Source organism: Vagococcus vulneris (assembly GCF_003950515.1).
GTDB classification, from domain to species: domain Bacteria; phylum Bacillota; class Bacilli; order Lactobacillales; family Vagococcaceae; genus Vagococcus; species Vagococcus vulneris.
In genome coordinates this window covers 231,596-249,012 of record NZ_NGJS01000002.1, presented here as the reverse complement: position 1 = coordinate 249,012, position 17,417 = coordinate 231,596, and the positions used below count along the sequence as shown (strand labels likewise).

Below are 17,417 nucleotides of genomic sequence, written 5' to 3'. Positions count from 1 at the left end.
CAATAAAATACGCAATAGTCTGAAACGATATAACTTCTTAGTATCTGGAAAAACTGCAACGGTGTGAAACGTCTTTGCCTGATTTTTCCATTCTTTTGAACGAACTAACTTTCGTTTTAAAGTTTATTTAAATCCCTGTATAACTTAGTTTAAGGTGTTTAGAATAGCCAGCTCTATTAATTATACAAATAATTAGAAAATGCGACAGAAGGGCATGCAAGCGACGACACGGCGAGCAGTTAAGATAGCTCATTAAATCAAAAAGAATAAATTTTAATTCTGAAGGAATAGAACTCGAATTAGGAGGAATACCGCTGTTACGCACTTTTTAGTTTTTATGGGAAAAATGATATCTTAATAAACTCTTGCTATAACTGAGTTTTAACGTTTAACTGAAGATGATAACGAACGTGTTGAAGAAGCCCAAAAAGATGCTATACTTTATTTAAGAGGTTTTTAAAAAATCTATTTAAACCTAATTAAAGTAAATATAAATATGCGAAATCTTCTATCTATCTATCTATCTATCTATCTATCTAAGGATGGAATCAATATGAGTTAAGATAATGAATGGTTAAGAAAGAATAGAATGATATTAATTGAATAAGATGAGGCATCTGAATTAAGAATTTAATTTCTTGATTCAGATGCCTTTTTTTGTTCCAAGTTCTCTCTCTTAAGATTAAATATATAAGTTGAAAATACTTTTTAATGAAAATGAGAATAAACGATATAGGAGGTAGATAAGATGGAGAAAGAATTTGATTATGAAGATGAAGAATTATTAGAGGAATACATCATTTTAGATTATGAAGATTATCAAGAATTTAATGAGGAACAAGATGATGTCTATAAAAATTTGTTTGTAAATAAGCTCATAAAAAATGATAGTATTAAATTTTATTAGAAAAAGGGGGATGATATTAATGGAAGAGGTTAAAAGGGTTATTAAAATTGGGTATGGAAGAGTTTCGACAATGGATAAGCAAGACAATTCTTTAGAAAATCAACAACAACTGTTAAAAGAATACGGTTGTGAAGAGGTATTTTTTGAAAAGTCAAGCGGAAGGAATGATAAAAGGATAGAGTTTAATAAATGTATTAGAAGATGTAAGAAACTGGCTAAAAACAATCAAGTAATGTTAATAGTTGTGAAATCAGATAGATTAAGTAGGAAGTTCTCAACATTAGTCAACACGATAAACTCTTTGGAGGAAGATGGGATTGCCTTTAAATCACTAACAGAAAGCTTTGATACTTCTAGCATTGAGGGAAAACTAATGTTTAATATTTTAGCAACTTTCGCCGAATATGAGGTCAATCAGACAAGAGAGCGTATCCTACTAGGGTTAGAAAAAGCTAAAGCTGACGGAAAAATTTTAGGGCGGAAACGGAATATTAAGTTGGAAGAAAAAGTAATAGAAATGTATAAGAATCGGAGCAATACAATAGAGTTTATAGCTAAAAGTAATAATATATCTGCAAAGACGGTGTACAACATCGCAAAGAGATACAATCTTAGCCGAAAAATTAGTTAAATAAAGAAACACTTGAATAACATAAAAATAGAAGGTATAATTAAAAAAGAAATTGGGGTAACAGATGAATTTAAAGGAATTAAATAGATGTTTCTTACAGGTTAATAATAAAATAAATAACAGAATATGAAGTAGTTGTTAACATTGGATTTTAAAAATGTTAATGACTACTTTTTTAGTGTTGTCATAGACATCTGATTGTTACACCCAATATTGATTACTAAGAATAAGGAGAAATTGATTAATGGCAAAGAAATATGGAAAGATGTATCAAGAAGTTTTTGAAACAGAGGATGATGAAGAATCCGTTGGATGCTTGACAAAAATTGGTATCTTCGTTGTTTTAGCAATTGTTTGTTCAATCATTGGTGCATTTAGTATTTTGTGGGGTTGGATTATCTTTATTTTAGGAGCAGTTATTACTTATTTTTTATAAAATATAGAGCAGGTGATAAAAAAATTAATGAAGATATTTAAATTATGTAAATGCTTATCTCAATATTTAAAACAATCAATTGACCTTAAAACGAAACAAATGTATAATAAAATAGTTAAAGTGTTGCTTTAAACTCTTTTATAATAAATATGTTTAAAAACTATTTTAAATGATGTTTTTTGAGTAATACAAAATTTTATTTTAAAAAGGAGAACGAAATGAAAAGAAGAGATTATAGAAAAATGATGAATGTTAAAAAAAGAAATAGAATCTACGCAAAGGCTACAGTTTTAGGCGTTTTAGGGTTGAGCTTTTTCGGGATGACGACGCAAGTTCATGCTGAATCTTGGAAGGCTAATTCAGTCGACCAAATTAAAGAAGCTGTTAAGGAAGCAAAAGACGGTGTTTATATTATTAAAACCGGAGATACTTTGAGCGGAATCAGTGAAGCCACAGGAATTACCATAGAAACCTTAGCAAAAGTTAATAACATCCAAAACGTAGATTTAATATATGCTGGTGACAAGCTAATCATTAAAACAGAAGATGGTAAAGTAGCACTCGTAGATTCAAATAATACCGTAAAAAATGAAGTTCCGTTGACTAAAGAAGATAAACAGGGTATTACAGAAGTCCAAAAGAAAGATACTAACAATGTTTATTCAAATACTGGAAATTCTTCTAAAAAAGATGGTTCAGTTAATTCGAATACAAGCACATCAGATTCAAACACAGCTACTACTGCTAACCCTGTAAAACCAACTGAATCAACAAGTACAACCGATTCAGGTACAAGTACAAAATCGACTGAATCAACAAGTACAACGGATACAAGCACAGCAACAAAACCAACTGAATCAACAAGTACAACGGATACAAGCACATCTACAACAGATACTTCAAAACCTGAACAAACAACTTACAAAAAAGATGTTGATGTTACTTTTGTAGGAAAAGATGGTAAAGAAATTGGTAGTTTAGGTTATGTTGCTAAGGATGTTGAATTTAACAAAAAATCTGATGAAGGAACTGTAAAAGTTGACTTACCAAAAGGTTACAAATTAGTAGATAATGAAAAAGATACTAAAACTGTAAATGGTAAAGATGCTAAGGTATCATTCACTATTGAAAAAATTGAAGATGCAGTTAAAACCGTTGATGCAAAAGTAACTTATGTTGATGCAGATACATTTGCAGTGGTTAAAGAAGATACTGTAAAAGTTGAATTAGGTAAAGACGGCACTGGTAAAGTAGTCGCAGTAACACCTAATGGTTATGAATTAGTAGGTCAAACTGAAGCAACAGTAACAGAATCATTAACAGCAGTAACATTTGATGTTAAGAAAGCTAAAGAACAAACTAAAGTAAATGTACAAGTAGCAAATAATGAAGTGGATAAAGATGGAAAATTAATTAAAGTATTGAGTACTTCAAATCATGAAGTATTAGGTGGAACAAATATTGAATGGTCAGCAGAAATATTAGACGGTTATGAGGTATATGGTTCAGATAAACAAGTATTACAAAATGCTAAAGAGGGTGATGTTGTAACATTTAACTATGTTAAAAGAGCACCTCAAAATACAGATGAATATGTATATGTAAATCTTGATGAAGATGGTAATGTTTTAGAATCAACAGATGGTTATACTGAAGTAAGTACATCAAGAGATAACGGAGTAGTAGTAACAAATGCTGATGGAAGTACAACAACAACTTACACAACAACAACAATTTGGAAAAAAGAGTATGTACCAGTTCATACTGAAGAAACTGTAGTTGTAAATATTGATGAACAAGGTAATCCATTACAATCAACAGATGGCTACACAAAGATTGATGAATATAAAGACAAAGGTGTCACAACAACCGCACCAAATGGTGATACACATACTAAATATACATTAACACGAGTTTGGAAAAAAGATTCAGTAACACCAACTGATGATTATGGAGCACGACCAACAACAGATTCAGAATTAAACTTAGACTTTAACACTGGAGATGGCGTTGGTAACAGTGGGATGACATTTGATAGTCAAGAAAACGCAAACTTATATGGTGGAACACATCATCCAAATGGAAGTGGAACATGGTTCGTTTGGGAAGTACAAATGAAAGATGGAACAATCCGTTATACAGTAGACTTTAACTAATAGTTATAATGAAAGACATACTCTTAAAAGGGTATGTCTTTTTTTGATAATTTTTTTAAAAGATAGACCTTATTTTTAATTCAAAATATATTTTAAAGGTTCTGGAAGCCATTTTAAAGCAAATGAACATCCATTTAGTATAAATATACCATTTAAGGTTAAAAGCCGACAGAATGGCAGACAAGTACCCTTGAAAACAGAGGTTAAGAAACCTTTTACATATCAATTTTTTTAATATCAGAAATTAAAAAGTGTCAAGAATGGCTATTTAACTACATTTTTTTGAAAACAATCGCTATTATTTGAAAGATGATAACAGAAGCGAATAAACTCTTTTAGAAAGAGTTAAGATAGACTTACTATCAGCCAGAGAAGTAAAAAATATAGGGAAAGAAGTTGATAAAATAGGAGGAATAAAAAGATGACACAATATAAAAAAGAGGTATTGGAGAAGGAAGCAAGAGTATTAAAAGGGAGTATTTGGGAATTAAACCAAGATATTAAATGTCTTGAGGAAGAATTAATTTTAAAGAAAAAACAAAAGGTGAAGTATATGCAATTATTAAACAATAAGCAATTAGATTTAGAAGAGTTAGAATAACCACTTTAATCGAATTTTACGCAAATAACGCAATGGTGTGAAACATAAAAATAAATCATAAAAAAGTAAAAAATTCATTGAAACTTATATCAAAATCTAGAGTTTAAGGATAGACATAGTCTTCTAATAGTATATATATCTTATCAAGAGAAATCAGATTCTAAGAAAAAGAATCCATCCACAAGAAGGCATTCATCCACACGATTAAGATTCAATATTAAGCATCACGGTTAAAAAATATGGAGGAAAGGAGAATGAATCAAGAAGAATTAGCACAAGTTAGTGAATTATTAAAAAAATTAATAGGGGATATAGATTATGGTACTATCCGTTTATTAAGCATTAGAAATACAGAAGAAGAAGTATTATCAATAGAAAAAGATACTTTTAAAAACAATTATGGAAAGCCCATTTTCATTAAAAAGCCCAAAGAGGAATTGGAAAGTCTTCGATTGGATTTAAAAAAGGATATACCTTCCCAGTTAGAAGAGTATCAATCTTTTTTTAAAGATAATGCTAATCTATACTTCACACCAAATATCTTTAAATATCGGGGGAAAGAATCTCAAGATAACGTTAATTACTTAACAACTCTATTCGTAGATATAGATAATGGTTCCGCAGAGGAGGGGTTGGCAAGGCTTAAAAATAGTCAACTGCCCAAGCCAAGTTATGCAATATCTAGCGGACATGGTGTCCATTTCTATTGGATATTGAATTATAAGCTTCCCGCAGAAGAATCATATATCAAAAGTTGGCTGAAGGTACAGAAGTTTATTTCGAGCCAATTAAATAGTGATACTGCGGTAAATGAGATAAGCAGGTATCTGCGAGTACCTTTATCAACAAATAATAAAAAAGGTAAACCAATCAAAACTAAAATACTAATAAATAATCTAGCTAAAAGTTACGATTTTAGAGACGATTTTTATAATAAATTTTGTAAAAGTAAAAAGAAATATGACCCCAATAAATATACTAAAAAATCTTCTGAAGGAAGTAAAAATGCTACTAAAGATAAGAAGAAACACCATAATAATTATGCACAGTTTTTAAGACAAGATATTGAAAAAGTAATTAATAATAGAAAAGAATCAGGATATAAGTGGGAAGGGTTAAGAAACAATACATTATATACCTTAAAATGTTTGAAATATTCTAAAGAATATCTTGAATATGTTAATAATGAAATTTTTAATGAACCGTTATCTTCCACAGAATTTAGTCATATAGTTAATTCTAAACAAAGCTATCACTATATCAAACGAGAAAAGATATTCAATAATTTAAAAATCACTAGTGAAGAAGAAAAAGACTTGAAAGTATTAATTAATGAAGCAGATGCTGTTTGTAGGAAGAGACTAAAAGAATTAGAAGTAAAATATAATCAGCTAATTAAAGAGAGTCTTCAGTATATCAAAATAAATTATGTAATTACTGCGAATAAGACAAATAAGGAGGTAGCTAAGAACATGAAAATATCAGAAAGAGAGGTGGGTCGTTCCAAAAATAAAGAATATGGTATTGAGTTAAAAAATTCTATTATTAAAACTCAACTAGAAGATATCTCGTTAAGTTTAGAAATAATTGAAAGCCTGATAGATAGTGACATCAGTTTGGAAAATAAAATAAAAATGGACGAATTAAGTAAAAAGATATTAAGGACAAAACAATTAATGTTGAAAGATAATGAATTGACTAAAAAGAATAAATTCAAAATTACCATATTGTATAATCAATACCACAATTTATTAGAATTAAAGAAACAAACATAAAAAGATTTAAATAGTTAAAAAATAAAATAGCAAAAATAATATGAGAGGAGGCACTAATTAGTTAGGGGCTTCTTTTTTTATGGAAATAGGTAGATTTACGCAACACTTTGAAGACCATAAATCAAATTATCTGAAAATAGAAACTAACTACTTAATTTTAATGAAGAATATTTAAAGGAAGCAAACGGGAATCATGAAAATTTAAAACGGAATTATAATAAAACTAAAACGGAATTATTAGTGATTTAAAATGGAAGTTAAAAGTGAGGCAAACTGGAATGGAAAAATAGAAAATGATTCTTAGACTTATTCCAAATAATTAATCTCGTGAATCGCTATAGGTTTAGTAGTTATGACAGTTTTTTTTATGGTTCCTATAATATTAAATAGAAATATAATTAAGCTTATTGGTAATAGATAAATGTCATGAATTTGTAATATAAAACATGATGTACTAGTTTTAAATAAAAGGAAGATATAAACAAACTTTATTAAATGAGAAAGTTGCTAAAAATAACAAAACGTGGTAGTGGTCGGAATGAAAAAATATGATTTTTTAAGACTTGATTTACTTATTAAATCGAGCTATAGTCTTGATACAACGACAAACAAGTTAAGTAAAGTACTATTTTAAAAATAAAGGAAAAGCTAATTTATAATCGTTAAAAAACAAGGAGGATTGATACATAGAAAATAAAAGTATAAGGGTTTGGCAAGAAGTAATAAGAAAATAAGGATGATAATAAAAAATAGGGGGAAATAAATATGGAAACAATAATAGATGGAAAGACATACAGTACGGATACTGCTAAATATATTTGTGGTACGACTTATGAAGGAACTAGAGGATATTCAACTTTTTACAGAAAGCAATTATATAGAACTAGGAAAGGACAATTCTTTTTAGATTATGAAGGTGGTAATATGACAGAATTTGCCATTGATGAGTTTGGAAATGATGAGGGAAGTAGCGGTATAATGTTATATGACGATGACGAAGCTAAAGAATTTATAGAAAAATATGGCACAGTAGATATGTATAATGATTTGTTTGGTTACATAGAGGGATAAATTCGTGAGAGAGTGTTTTGACTAGACAGTTAAATTAGTAATACCAAATTTTTTAAGAAGATAGCTAGTTTTTTCTGAGCAAACTAGCTATCTTTTATTTTAGTTTTCAAGTCTACGCAACAGTATGAAACGGAAAACTTTGTTGAAAACGAAACGATATGAAACAAAAAGTCAGTTGAAAATAAGAATAGAGTATGTACGAGATACAAGAAATATACAATCATTAAGATTTAATGCTGGTTTTAATCGATTAAATAATCTAAGAAGAGAATATACTAATTTGAAACAAATAGAGTACATTCAGTCTACATGTCAAATACGTCATCTTTAAAAATAAGATTACCCAAAAGTGTTAATTCTATTGATTAATAAATTTTAAAAACCAGCAGAAACTAGGTATTTAAACAAACTGAAAAGGAGGGATAGAAAATGGGAATGAGTAAAGAAGGAGAATTTGATTTTAAGATAAAAGGAAAGCCAATATATTTAAAAAGACCAGGGTCGATTGAGAATATGTATGAATCCAGTCACAGAACGGAGATATTTAGCGATAGGTGGAAGAAGACTTACCGTAAAACAACACCGAACGAATTAGCTAATATTATTAAAGATACGACGATAACACAAAATAGCTTGATACGATTGACAGGAAGCTATTCAACCAAGATGTTAGCAAACTTAAAACTAAACAATGAGCTGATGAGCGGGATAGAACATAGACCGTCTAAGACATTCTATAACAAGAGAACAGATATTAGCCAAGCAATTAATAATGATATGTTGAGTTACATTCCTTACTCATTTAATTACATAAATAGTTTAATGGAAGATGAGGAAGACAAGTTATATCTTGATAATTTTACTATTTTAAATAATAATCTATATTTTAATATGTTTTTAAATAAAAACACTTTAATTAATACAGAATGCATATGTTTGGAACAAAAAGACATTCTTACAAACAAAATACAAACGTTAAATAATTCAAAGCATTTAAAAATATTTATAACAGACGTCTACAATTCAAAGAGCGGATTAAATATGATAATCAACAATTTAAATGAAGATTTTGTTTATTTAACCATTAACAAGTATTTTAAAGTCATATATTTAAGCATATACAGGGATGATACAATTGTTCAATTTAAAAAAGAAAATTTACTATTAATGAAAGATAAACATGACAGACAAAATAACGAAGATTTATATAAAAACGTAAAAGAAAAATACGAATTTGAAAGAAAAATAATTGGAGGAAAGGATGATGAAGAAAAAGAATAATCTAATAAAAGTAGAGATTGACGGAGAAGAATTAAAGGATACAGCTAAAAGTCTATTAATTAAAACAAAAAAATGGATGATACAACAAGTACACAAAACTAAAGCTAAACTAACGTTTTTTAAGCGATTAAATGATATCAGGGAAGATAGTACAGCCAATATACAATTGTATGGATTATTGGGTATATTTTGTTTAATAGAATTAGCATTATTAATAAAATTAAAACCAATACTGTTTTTAACATTACTAATATTTTTAATGATAGTTGTAGCAATTTTATACAGAAGAAAGTTACCAAAAACATACTATAAGAAGATACAACAAACATACAAAGAACAAGTAAAAAATGAGTTTAAGCAACTAAGTGTAGAAGAGATATTTATAGATGTGGTATTCACGATGATGAGAACAGAAAAGTTAGGAGAAGGCTATAGATATCAAGCGATATATCCTCAAAAATTAAAGAAATGTTGGAAATACTTGTTAAATCAAAATTCGAGTAAGAATGAGCAACTAGAAAGATTAGATAGCTATTGCCAAGCTTATAATATTTCCCCAAAAACGTTTAAGGTCTTGCGATATATCCTAGAAAATAAAAGTAGTTTAGGATTCATATATCACGAAGAAAACCAGTTATTTATAGTTGAAAATGTTAATAGTTGTGAAATTACTTGCCGGTTATTCGAAGGGAAAACAATTAAAGATATTAGGAACGATTTACACATATTGCAACAAAAAACGAGTTTTAAAAATATGAAAATAATTGAAGACAGTGTGGATGCAAGGTATTTTATACTAAAGGTGATTTTTAACACCAATATTGAAGTAGACAACGTATCAATAAAAGAGAGAATAAATCAAGCAGAAAAAGGAAAAATCATGATGGGGAACACAGAAAATGGTCTGGCGAAAATGACTTCTGATTCTTTGAATAAAACAGTCAGTCATTGGTTGATAAGTGCATTAAGTGGAAGCGGAAAAAGCGTTCTTGTATTAAATCTATTAACCAGCTTACTTAATTTAAAATATAAAGGGAACTACATGTACGAAGATTGTTTAATAGTAAGTTTAAAAAGTCAGGATTATTTAGAAGCACGATTAGATGAACGAGGTATAGTAGTAAGGGATACCGTGGAAGACATGGAGAAAATGATTGATTATATATCCAGCATTAATACTAAACGAATAAACATCCTTAAAAAACACAGATTGGATAACGCAAATAATTTAAATCAACAAATAGAAAGTAAAGATATCGTAGAAAGACCTATGGGAAACATACTTCTAGTTTTAGACGAATTCCAAAATTTGTTAGAAAATACTGATAATGAAACTAAAAAAAGGATATTAAGTAAAGTAGCCATACTATTAAGGACAAGTCGCTCTCAAAACATCAACATAATGATGATACAGCAGAGTGCCAAGAAAGAAGATTTAAAGAATATCCGTCAAAATGTAAATATTATGATATTGGGAAGACAAGTGGATGACTATGAGTTGATGAGTTTGGATAAAAGCTGTGAAATAACAAAATATTATAAGGATTTAGATACTAGAGGAATAGGAGCACAAGGTAAATTCTTTATAAATTCTGAGATAAAAATAGATGGTGTAGGTTCAGACTATGCAAGCGGATTCAGTGTGTTGCATACACCAAATATTTTAAAAAACGAGTTGGCAACAAATTTTACAAGGAAATTTGAGACAAATGATAAGTATAGTAAGGATTGTGAACAAGCAATTACAAAGAAAGAGATTGATATTTTTTGATATATCGACTATAAATACGTAAAAATATCCGACTTTAATCACGGTAATAATGCCGACTTTTAAAAAGTAAGTAAAAATAAAAAAATTAGGTGAATAAAAAGAGAGAAGGTAAACTTAACTAAGTTCACAGAGGGTATACCTAAAAAGGACAAAATGGTTTTATTGAGATATAAAGGATTAGAGCAGTTCATTTTAAGTGTTCATTAGATGAAAAATCAGGAGGGAGGAATTTTGACAAAAATAGGTTATATAAGAGTATCAACAGATGAGCAAAATTTAGAAAGACAGAGGGAAAATTTAGAAGCAGTAGGAGTTAAAGAGTTTTTTGAGGATAAATTAAGTGGCAAGGATGTTAACCGACCACAGCTACAAGAAATGTTAAATTTTATAAGAAAAGATGATATTGTAGTTGTGGCTGAATTGGATAGGCTAGGTAGGAACAACAAAGAAATTACAGAGATAATTAACAAGATTAACGAAAAAGGGGCTACTTTAGAAATACAGAACTTACCTTCTCTATCAGGAATTCAAGACGATAACCTAAGACGATTACTAAATAATTTAATCTTAGAATTATTTAAATATACTGCTGAAAATGAGCGTAAACAGTTATTAGATAGGCAAAAACAAGGTATAGAATTAGCAAAAAAAGAAGGAAAGTATAAAGGAAGACCAGTAAAATATCATAAAGATGCAACAGGAGCTGACAAGCTGGTTTATGATGGAATTGTCAACGGGCTAAAAGAAGGTGTTCCAGTCAAAAAAATAGCTAATAATTTAGGGATTAGTAGAAATACTGTCTATAAAATAAAGAAAATTATGATTTAAAAGACTTCATTTCTTGTCAAAAGGAAGGTATCATGTGACCACCAATGAGAAAGAGGATGATTATAATGGAAAAAATTTATGAAATTCATAGAAAATATAAGGAATTAAGCGAAGAATTATCAACTAAATCTTATAAACAAGAATTATTTAGATTGATGGATGAGTTAAAAGAAAACTATGACATAACAGATTTAAAAGCTTGTAAGGGAATGGCTAAAACTTTTTATGAAAATCTAGAAAATGAATACAACTCGCTATAAATAATTTTTCCTTTTATACTATTGTGATATAATTAATTTGTATTTTAAAGGAGGATATTATTTTGAATAAAAAAGAATACACTGAGGTACTCAATAATTTATTAGACAATGGAATAGAGGGTCTTTCGCAAAGTGATACTGTAAGATATACAAAAGAGATATTAATAAAATATGAAAAAAAGAAAGCAGACTTATTATGGGAAAAAGAAAACTATAAAAAATCTTGGACAGATGATGAGTTAAAAGTTGTTCTATCTACAGCTCCAACAGAGGAAAACATTTTATTGATGGCTAAAGGTTTCAAACGTGGAACTGGTTCTATTGAATTAATATATAGATGGGCTTCCACTCCACAATATGTAATTAAAGATAGGAATAAGGATGATGTAAACTTTATTAAACAAATAAAACGCGTCGCCAAGGAAATAGGTTGGCGAGGGTTTTAGTCTAAATTAAAAAGGTAATAATAGAGATTCATTAAATGGAGGTTAATTTATGGATAATATGGTAATTGTTTCAGGTAAACCAACGGGTGTAAATAGTTTTGTTATAAATAACGAGTGGAACCGAGTAAAAATAGCTGAATGGAGAAAGTCAGGAATTGAATACATAGGTATCTATGAAGTTGCTCCCATATCTGCTATTACTAGATGGGCTGAGGTTTCACAAGTTATAGATTCACCAAATACAAATGATGGAAAACAGATAATAGAAATAGTTGGAAATATTAATACGTTTAATCCACCTAAACCATATACAGTTGTTCAGGGAAGACATTATGTGGATTCACAATTATTTGGTATTCCGAGAAAAAATTCTGCAGGAAGTAAGCCTTAATTAGGGGCTTACTTCTTTTCTTTACCTAAGATATAATAATAAGGACTATAAAAATGGAGGTTTATCATGGCTGAAACAGTTTTATTAACAGAAATTAGGCAAGTATTATCTCAATTTCCTGAATACTGGGATAATGAAATATTACTAAAAAATAGAGTATCAGAGGATTTAAGAAGCTATGAACCTAAACTAATTACAGCTTTATTATCTAAGGATAAGATAAAAGAACAATTTGAAATAACTATAAACGGAACAAGCATTTTTAAAATTGAAGAGTTCATTCAACTATTTACTTATAAGGATTTTTGGGAAGATAGCTACACAAAATATTCTAATAAAATTGGATTGACAGCGAACGGAAAATATCTAGATTATAATTCAGACGTAGTTTTAGATTTTCCTTTTAAAGATTGTGTATTAGAAGGTGGTATGACTAAAGAAGTGGTAGGAAAAAAAGAAGTTTATTACAACAAGGTAATTGCACGTGATGAAGTAGATACCTTGTTAGCTCCTAAAGTCTTTACCAATACTAAGAAATATAATGCGGATAATGAAGAATCAGTATTGGAGATAACAAATACTGATAATTTAGTTATTCAAGGCAATAACCTTCTAGCTTTACATTCTTTAAAAGAAAAATACGCTGGAAAAGTTAAATGTATCTATATTGACCCACCATATAATACTGGTGGAGATTCGTTTAAGTATAATGATAGATTCAATCACTCAACATGGCTAACATTTATGAAAAACAGACTAGAGATAGCTAGGGATTTATTAAGTGAAGATGGAAGTATTTGGATAAATATTGATGATGACGAACAAGCTTATTTAAAAGTTTTATCTGACAGTGTATTTGGAAGAACTAATTTTATTTCAAATTTTATTTGGGAAAAAAAGTATGCACCACAAAATTCAGCCAAATATGTTTCTGATATGCATGACCATATTTTACTTTATGCAAAAAATATTGAGAAACTTGATATTAATGGACTTCCAAGAAGTCAAGAAATGAATGCTAGATATAAAAATTTAGATAATGATGAAAGAGGAATTTGGCAGTCTGACAACTTATTAAGAAAAGACGTACAAAAATCAGGAGTATATGAAATAATTACTCCTGTAGGAAGAGAAGTATTACCACCTTCAGGAACAAGTTGGAGAGTTTCAAAAAGTAGATATAAGGAACTATTAGCAGATAATCGAATATGGTTTGGTTCCGATGGGAAAGGGGTACCAAGATTAAAAAGATTTCTTCACGAAGTGTCATCAAGTGTTGTTGCTGGTACGATATGGGGGTATACAGAAGTTTCTCACAATCAAGAAGCAAAAAGAGAATTACTTTCTCTATTCAATGAATCTCCATTTGGGACTCCAAAGCCTGAAAAACTACTTCAAAGAATTATTCATATTGCTTCTAATGAAAATGACTTAGTGTTAGATTTTTTCATGGGCTCAGCCACTACTCAAGCTGTAGCAATGAAAATGAATCGTCAATTTATTGGAATTGAACAAATGGACTATATTAAGTCTGTCTCCGTTCCTCGCCTTCAAAAAGTGATGGAAGGAGAACAAGGTGGTATTTCTAAAAATGTCAATTGGCATGGTGGGGGAAGTTTTATCTACACTGAATTAATGGATTTAAATAATCAATTTGTTAAACAAATTCAAGAAGCTAAAACCTCTTCTGAATTATTAGAATTGCTTGAAACTATTAAGAAGTATGCTGATTTAAACTATTTAGTGGAATTAGAAAAACTAACTAATGAACCAATAGTAATTGATGAAGATACTAAAGAAACCTTGTCTTTTGAAGAATTATCTCTAGACAAACAAAAAGAATTACTTATTGATGTGATGGATATTAATCAATTGTATGTGAATTATTCAGAAATAGATGATGATATGTATCATGTTTCAGAACAAGATAAAGCCTTTAACCGTAGTTTTTATGGGGTAGGTGATAATTAATGGCACAAGATAAACTTTTTGAATGGTTATTTGGTAAGAAATCAGAGAAAAAAAGAAAAGCAACAGATGGTATGTTGAATAGTATATTTTATAAAAGGAAAGACTTACCTTCTTATATCCAAGATAATTTGGCAGATACATTAAGACCTTATCAAAATAGAGGCTTAGAAGCCTTAGAATTTATGTTAGACGAAGAACATGCAAGTGGTATTGTTGAATCAGGCTATCAAAATAAACATTTACTCTTTAACATGGCGACTGGTTCAGGAAAGACAATGGTTATGTCTAGTATCATTTTATACATGTATAAAGAATTTGGTTATCAAAATTTTCTTTTCTTTGTTAATACAGATGCTATTATCGCTAAAACAAAGGAAAATCTCTTAAACCCTGAGTCTTCAAAATATCTCTTCTCAAAAGAAGGTATTATGATAGATGGGGAAAATATAATTATTGAGGCAGTAAATGATTTTCCAGTCAATCCTAGTGATAATACAATTTATCTAAAGCTAACTACTATACAAGGACTACATGAAGAACTGAATAATCCTAAAGAAAATGCGATTACATATGATAGTTTGAAACAAAATAAGATAGTTATGTTAGGTGATGAAGCTCATCATTTTAATGCTGATACAAAGAAAAAGAAAAAAACGAAGGCAGAAGTAGAGGCTTTATCATGGGAAAGAACGATTAATAATATTCTTTTTCTAAAGAATGATAATGGACAATTAATCAATAATAAACTGTTTGAATTTACAGCCACATTAGATATGGAAAATAGAAGCTTATTTGAGAAATATGTTGATAAAGTAGTTTATTCCTATGACTTGAAGCAATTTATGGAAGATAAATACTCTAAAAATGTAGTGAGGCTACAAGCAACAGAGACAGATGATATTAAGATGATGGATGCTTTATTAATGAGTCAATACCGTAAACTAGTAGGGAAAGACCATGATATTTATATCAAACCTATTGTCATGTTTAAATCCAATACAATTAAAGTATCAAATAATAAAGAAGAAGAATTTAAAATATTAGTAGATAATTTATCTATTGATAATATGTTAGAGCATATGGAAAGAAGATTATTATCTGTATCAGATGGTTCCATTCTAAATACCATGTATAGTTATTACTTAGGGAAAGAAAATAGTGAGATTAATAAAATTATTCTTGAAATAAAAGAAGATTTTCATTATTTAAATATCTTAAATGCCAACGGAAAAGAATTATTAAGTGTGGATAATGCAACACTGCTTAATACCTTAGAAGAGCCTAACAACCCTATTCGTGTGATTTTTGCAGTAGCCAAACTAAATGAAGGTTGGGACGTGCTAAATCTTTACGATATTGTTCGTGTTGGAGAAGGAGCATCCACTACTAAAACAGCAACAGATAGTGAAGCACAGCTTATAGGACGTGGGGCAAGGTATTATCCGTTTGTTTACGAAGGGGAAAAGTCTTATCAGAGACGCTTTGACAAACAAGCAACAGATTTAAGTATTTTAGAAACACTTCATTATCATACAACGAATGAATCTGCTTATCTTAAAAATCTGGAGAAATCACTAGATGCGATTAATTTAGATACGGATGTTGATGGGACTCAAAAAGTATTAGAGGCTAAGCTAAAACCATCGTTTACAAGAACAGATGTTTTTAAGTTTGGTAAATTATATGAGAATGAAACAAAAGAAACCACAGCTGAGGATTATAATTCTTTAGCTACTTATGGCATTGAAGGAACGTGGGAAATAGATTATATCTCACGTGTCGCTGAAAAGAACCTGTTAACGAATCAAACAGACCAACTAGCAAGTAATAAAACAAGCTATCTATTACCGTTAGAAGAAACAATTGTTAGAAAGTCTATGCAACGTAATAAATTTTTCCACTTTGATAAATTAAAAGAATATGCACCTATCTTAAAAAGCAAAAAAGAATTTATAGAAAATGATGATTTCTTAGGAAATAAATCAATCAGAGTTCATTTGCCGAATCATATGTCTCCTAATCAATTGACTAGAAAAGATAAACTTATCATGACAGAAAAATATTTGTCTTATGTGGAAGATAAAATGAGACGAAATTATCATAAAGTTCATGGATTAAAAACATTTAGACCTATTCCAATTAAAGAAAGAATTAAAGATTATACGATTCTAGCAACAGACAAAGATTATCAGCATGAACAAGTGAGTCAACGCATAATCAATGAACCAACGAGTAATTTTAAATGGTATATCTATGATAGAGCTGTGATGAATAACTTAGAATATTCACTACTAAAACTATTAGATAGTTTCTATGACACAATACAAGAAAAATATCCAACTGTCTTCTTAATTAGAAATGATGAAAGAAGTACTCGACTAACCATTAGGGAATTTGACAGTGTGAGAGGATTTATGCCTGACTTTATACTCTATCTTAAAAATGACGACCATATTTTACAAGTATATATAGAGCCAAAAGGGAACCACCTAGTCGCAACTGATATGTGGAAACAAAACTTACTTGAAGAAATACAAGTAGGTGACGGTATTACAATTATTGGTGAAGATGAAAATGTCAGATTATCAGGTGTTAAATTCTTTAATGATAAGCAACGTGATGATTTCATAGAAGATTTATCCAATGTGGTAAATGGTGGGGAAAATCTAGAAAAGTTAATGAAGTGAAAAAGGTTGTTTTCATATGACTCCCAAAAAGAGTATGAAAAATATCGAAATAATGGCGTAAGCAAAGATATTCCTGAAATAATGATGCTAAATTTAAGAGTTCGTATAGAATTCGAGACTTATTTTTCATTTCATAAATTGGTAAACTTTTTTCACAAAAATTATATAAGGTGTGGATTAAAAAAATAAATATGATATCATTGCT

15 protein-coding genes are annotated in these 17,417 nt (G+C 29.2%); all 15 read left to right on the top strand.

All coding sequences use genetic code 11. The annotated features are described in order from the left end of the window. Positions 1-748 precede the first annotated feature (748 nt). The 15 genes from CBF37_RS11585 to CBF37_RS02740 all read left to right on the top strand — a co-directional run bounded on the left by CBF37_RS11585 (position 749) and on the right by CBF37_RS02740 (position 17,212). Positions 749-907, top strand: a complete 159-nt coding sequence (locus CBF37_RS11585; RefSeq protein ID WP_165866612.1) for a hypothetical protein — start codon at positions 749-751, stop codon at positions 905-907. A 19-nt stretch (positions 908-926) separates the two neighbouring features. Further along, positions 927-1,538, top strand: coding sequence for a recombinase family protein (locus CBF37_RS02805; RefSeq protein ID WP_165866611.1), 612 nt, complete (start codon positions 927-929; stop codon positions 1,536-1,538). Between the two features lie 244 nt (positions 1,539-1,782). Then, positions 1,783-1,974: a hypothetical protein gene (locus CBF37_RS02800; RefSeq protein ID WP_125983194.1), complete on the top strand. Its 192-nt coding sequence runs from the start codon at positions 1,783-1,785 to the stop codon at positions 1,972-1,974. Positions 1,975-2,192: 218 nt separating this feature from the next. Then, a complete protein-coding gene (locus CBF37_RS02795) occupies positions 2,193-4,130 on the top strand; it encodes a LysM peptidoglycan-binding domain-containing protein (RefSeq protein ID WP_125983193.1) in 1,938 nt (645 codons plus the stop codon). 421 nt (positions 4,131-4,551) lie between these two features. Continuing rightward, the gene (locus CBF37_RS02790; RefSeq protein WP_125983192.1) at positions 4,552-4,731 is read left to right on the top strand and encodes a hypothetical protein; all 180 of its coding nucleotides are present in this window, start codon (positions 4,552-4,554) and stop codon (positions 4,729-4,731) included. A gap of 254 nt (positions 4,732-4,985) precedes the next feature. Beyond that, complete coding sequence (locus CBF37_RS02785) at positions 4,986-6,506, top strand: hypothetical protein (protein ID WP_125983191.1); 1,521 nt, start codon at positions 4,986-4,988, stop codon at positions 6,504-6,506. Positions 6,507-7,271: 765 nt separating this feature from the next. Further along, on the top strand, positions 7,272-7,577 hold the full coding sequence (locus CBF37_RS02780) for a hypothetical protein (RefSeq protein WP_125983190.1): 306 nt from the start codon (positions 7,272-7,274) through the stop codon (positions 7,575-7,577). 429 nt (positions 7,578-8,006) lie between these two features. Continuing rightward, entirely contained in the window at positions 8,007-8,858 is an 852-nt protein-coding gene (locus CBF37_RS02775; protein WP_125983189.1) for a hypothetical protein, read from the top strand. Then, the gene (locus tag CBF37_RS02770; protein WP_125983188.1) at positions 8,842-10,629 is read left to right on the top strand and encodes a hypothetical protein; all 1,788 of its coding nucleotides are present in this window, start codon (positions 8,842-8,844) and stop codon (positions 10,627-10,629) included. Before CBF37_RS02775 ends, CBF37_RS02770 begins: the two co-directional genes overlap by 17 nt. A gap of 231 nt (positions 10,630-10,860) precedes the next feature. Then, entirely contained in the window at positions 10,861-11,457 is a 597-nt protein-coding gene (locus CBF37_RS02765; protein WP_125983187.1) for a recombinase family protein, read from the top strand. A gap of 65 nt (positions 11,458-11,522) precedes the next feature. Further along, a complete protein-coding gene (locus tag CBF37_RS02760) occupies positions 11,523-11,717 on the top strand; it encodes a hypothetical protein (protein ID WP_125983186.1) in 195 nt (64 codons plus the stop codon). Positions 11,718-11,779: 62 nt separating this feature from the next. Further along, positions 11,780-12,163, top strand: coding sequence for a GHKL domain-containing protein (locus CBF37_RS02755; protein ID WP_125983185.1), 384 nt, complete (start codon positions 11,780-11,782; stop codon positions 12,161-12,163). Positions 12,164-12,212: 49 nt separating this feature from the next. Continuing rightward, the gene (locus CBF37_RS02750; RefSeq protein ID WP_125983184.1) at positions 12,213-12,554 is read left to right on the top strand and encodes a hypothetical protein; all 342 of its coding nucleotides are present in this window, start codon (positions 12,213-12,215) and stop codon (positions 12,552-12,554) included. 66 nt (positions 12,555-12,620) lie between these two features. Further along, positions 12,621-14,525, top strand: coding sequence for a DNA methyltransferase (locus CBF37_RS02745; RefSeq protein WP_125983183.1), 1,905 nt, complete (start codon positions 12,621-12,623; stop codon positions 14,523-14,525). Next, positions 14,525-17,212 (top strand): DEAD/DEAH box helicase family protein, encoded by a 2,688-nt coding sequence (locus tag CBF37_RS02740; protein WP_125983182.1) that lies wholly within the window; start codon positions 14,525-14,527, stop codon positions 17,210-17,212. Before CBF37_RS02745 ends, CBF37_RS02740 begins: the two co-directional genes overlap by 1 nt. Positions 17,213-17,417 lie beyond the last annotated feature (205 nt).